The organism is Mesobacillus sp. (genome assembly GCF_049588175.1).
GTDB lineage: Bacteria > Bacillota > Bacilli > Bacillales > Cytobacillaceae > Mesobacillus.
The window spans coordinates 1-3,477 of the sequence record NZ_JBAVFI010000395.1; the positions used below are offsets into that span (position 1 = coordinate 1).

Consider the following 3,477-nt stretch of genomic DNA (forward strand, 5'->3'; position numbering starts at 1 on the left):
TGAAGCTTTCAGCCCCAGCATCTCAGAAACCTCTTGAATGGTGAGCTCTTGATAATAATAAAGCAGCAGTACGTTCCGGTAGTCTTGGTTTTCAAGCGATGTAATGCCTTTTTTAATTTCCAGCTCCGTCTCTTCTTTTATGACGCTGTCCAGGACTCCCTTTTTATCTCGCATGTAATCCATTTCGATCACTGTTTCTTTCAATCTTCCATTCTTTCTCAGAACATCGATGGATCGATGCGAGACTAGTTTATAGAACCATGTGCTAAAATAGGTAATTCCCTTTCCGCTCATGATGTTACGGTACGCTTCAATCATTGCATTTTGGACAACCTCTTCTGCCTGTTCCTTTGATTTGAGAATGCTATAGCTTGTTCTATATCCCTTTTCGATCAGGGGATTGATCAGTTCAGCAAATGCTGAATCCTCACCTTCTCTAATTCTTTGCATCAGTTCTATGTGGTCCATCTGCAGCACCTCCTTGTTTGCTTCTACATTTTAGGCGACCTTAACTGGAAAAAAGATGCACCTGAAATAAATTATTTTATGTTCATTAAGAAAGCTCGCCCAATGGCGAGCTTAAAGATTATAGTTTTATGGAGTTTTGTATAAAGTAATAAATTTACATTTCGCCATATTCATGAAGCATTTTCCTGAATATCCCTTTTACATTTTATCATAACTTTTAACATTCATATTAAGTGCGCAAATAAAAAAAGAGTATAAAACCTGGTCGGCTTCATACTCTTTTTTCATTTTCGAATGATGTTTTAGTGTTGTTCTAATAATGCTTTCACACGAGCTACTACATTGTTCACGGAGAAACCGTATTCTTCCATGATTTTTTCACCTGGTGCTGAGGCTCCAAATGTGTCAATCGCAATAACTTCACCTTCATCGCCAACATAGCGGTGCCAGCCTAGAGAAGAGCCCATTTCAATTCCAAGGCGTTTCTTAACTGACTTAGGAATAACACTTTCTTTATATTCCTTAGATTGCTGCTCGAAACGATCCCATGAAGGCATGCTGACTACTGAGACATTGATGCCTTCAGAAGCAAGGGCTTCTTGAGCCTGTACTGCAAGGCCTACTTCAGAACCAGCTGCAAGGAGCATTGCATCTGCTGTTTCTTTTCCTGCAGGTGAAATTACGTATGCACCTTTAGATACTCCTTCATAAGCATTCTTATCAGTATCCTTAATGGTAGGAAGGTTTTGGCGAGTCAACACAAGCGCAGTTGGCGTCTTTGTTGATTCAACAGCTAATTTCCAAGCCGCTGCTGTTTCATTCCCATCTGCTGGACGGATTACTGACAGGTTTGGAATTGCGCGAAGACCAGCAAGTTGTTCAACTGGTTCATGTGTTGGTCCGTCTTCTCCTACTGCAATGCTGTCATGAGTGAATACATATGTCACAGGCAATCCCATTAATGCAGCAAGTCTAATTGCAGGCTTAAGGTAATCGGAGAAAACGAAAAATGTTCCGCCGAATACTTTTAAACCGCCGTGAAGAGCCATTCCGTTCATTGCTGCTCCCATAGCGAATTCACGCACTCCGAACCAGATATTGCGGCCTTCAAATGAACCTGGGAAGAAATCGCCTGTTCCTTTGATCATCGTCTTGTTGGATCCAGCAAGGTCAGCAGATCCTCCAACTAGATAAGGCAAGTTTTTTGCGATGCCGTTAAGAGCTTCACCTGAAGATGCGCGACTAGCAAGACTCTTGCCGTCTTCATATACCGGAATGTTCTTATCCCATCCTTCTACAAGCTCAGCATTCATTGCTTTTTCTAGCTGTGCACCAAGTTCAGGATACTCGCTCTTATATTTAGCGAAAAGTTCATTCCATGCCTGCTCAGTTTGTTCACCCTTATCAGCGATCTGCTGTTTAAAGTGATCATATACTTCGCTAGGGACATGGAAGTCTTCTTCGAAAGTCCATTTGTATGCTTCTTTAGTAAGCTTAAGTTCGTCAGCGCCAAGAGGAGCACCGTGAACATCAGATTTACCAGATAGGTTAGGTGAACCATAACCAATCACTGTTTTAACTTCAATTAAAGTAGGACGATTCTCATCTGTCTTTGCTTCTTCCAGTGCTTTAGCGATTTCTTCAAGGTTGTTGCCATCTTCTACACGAATATACTGCCATCCATATGCCTTGAAACGGTCAGCGACACTTTCAGAGAATGATTTATTTAACTCGCCGTCCAATGAAATGTCGTTCGAATCATACATAACGACCAATCTGCCTAATTGGAGGTGAGCTGCAAGAGAAGCTGCCTCTGCTGATACACCTTCCATTAAGTCACCATCGCCGCAAATGCTATATGTATAGTGGTCAACGATGTTATAGTTGTCCTTATTGTAAACAGCTGCAAGGTGGCGTTCAGCCATAGCCATACCTACTGCCATAGCAACCCCTTGTCCTAGTGGACCTGTAGTTGCATCGACTCCTGCTGTGTGGCCAAATTCAGGGTGGCCTGGAGTTTTGCTGCCCCACTGGCGGAATTGCTTAATGTCATCCATTGAAAGGTCATAACCTGCAAGGTGCAACAAGCTGTATAACAACATTGATCCGTGACCTGCAGATAATACAAAACGGTCACGGTTAAACCATTCAGGATTTTTAGGGTTGATGTTCATGTAACGGGACCAAAGCGTGTATGCCATCGGAGCTGCTCCCATTGGCATGCCAGGGTGTCCGGAATTCGCCTTTTCAATTGCGTCAATCGATAAAGTACGAATGGAGTCAATTGAAAGCATATCAATTTTATTAAACATTAAATACATCCTTTCTATAAGTACTGGCTACAATCTTAATATTATAGCGAGAATAATTATTATACAACAAATTGTGCCTGAAGGAGACAGAAAAGGCCGTATAGTTATTTATTTTGACACAAATACCTTAAAGTTATGTAACTGAACCCACGGAGTTACACAGTTTAAATAACGTTGGATCCACTAACTTTAGAAACAGAAAAAGGATACAAACAATATGTATCCTTTTGAATGACCTCTATTAATGAAGCTTATTTTTGTTTTGAAGTTCTTTTAGCTTACCAGGAGTAACATCATTTCCAACTGGATCTACAATGGTTACACCTTTTAATGTATTAAGCATGGATGAACGGAAGGATTGCAGATATTCTGCACGAAGTTTCGTTTGTTCCTTTGCCTCATCCTCAGTCAAATTTGATGCTTTTGCTTTTCGTGCCAATTCATTAATTCTGGCAATTTTATCACTAGATAGCATTGGTAAAGCTCCTTTGTAAAAAAGTTACGTCAACAGTCATGTTACTAGAAACAAGCGATTTTTACAAGGAAGGAGATTCCTTATCCATTGACTCTATGTATTCTAGATACCTGCGATTAACTGTTGCTTTTGAAACGTTGAACCCAAAGCCTCTTAATGTTGCAGCAATCTCGGCGAATGTAAGGCCATTATTCCTGAGCTTGACAATCTCTTCGATTGGCA

General features: G+C 40.9%; 3 protein-coding genes and 1 pseudogene. All 4 read right to left on the minus strand.

Annotation, left to right across the window (positions count from 1 at the left end; translation table 11 throughout):
- On the minus strand, positions 1 to 468 hold a 468-nt coding region (locus WB217_RS09995; protein ID WP_423993014.1), incomplete at its 3' end, for an RNA polymerase sigma factor.
- A 302-nt stretch (positions 469 to 770) separates the two neighbouring features.
- A complete protein-coding gene (gene tkt / locus WB217_RS10000; protein WP_423993016.1) occupies positions 771 to 2,780 on the minus strand; it encodes a transketolase in 2,010 nt (669 codons plus the stop codon).
- 241 nt (positions 2,781 to 3,021) lie between these two features.
- A complete protein-coding gene (locus WB217_RS10005) occupies positions 3,022 to 3,255 on the minus strand; it encodes a DUF896 domain-containing protein (protein ID WP_423993018.1) in 234 nt (77 codons plus the stop codon).
- Positions 3,256 to 3,316: 61 nt separating this feature from the next.
- Positions 3,317 to 3,477: pseudogene (locus tag WB217_RS10010) on the minus strand (YneB family resolvase-like protein); the annotation flags it as partial.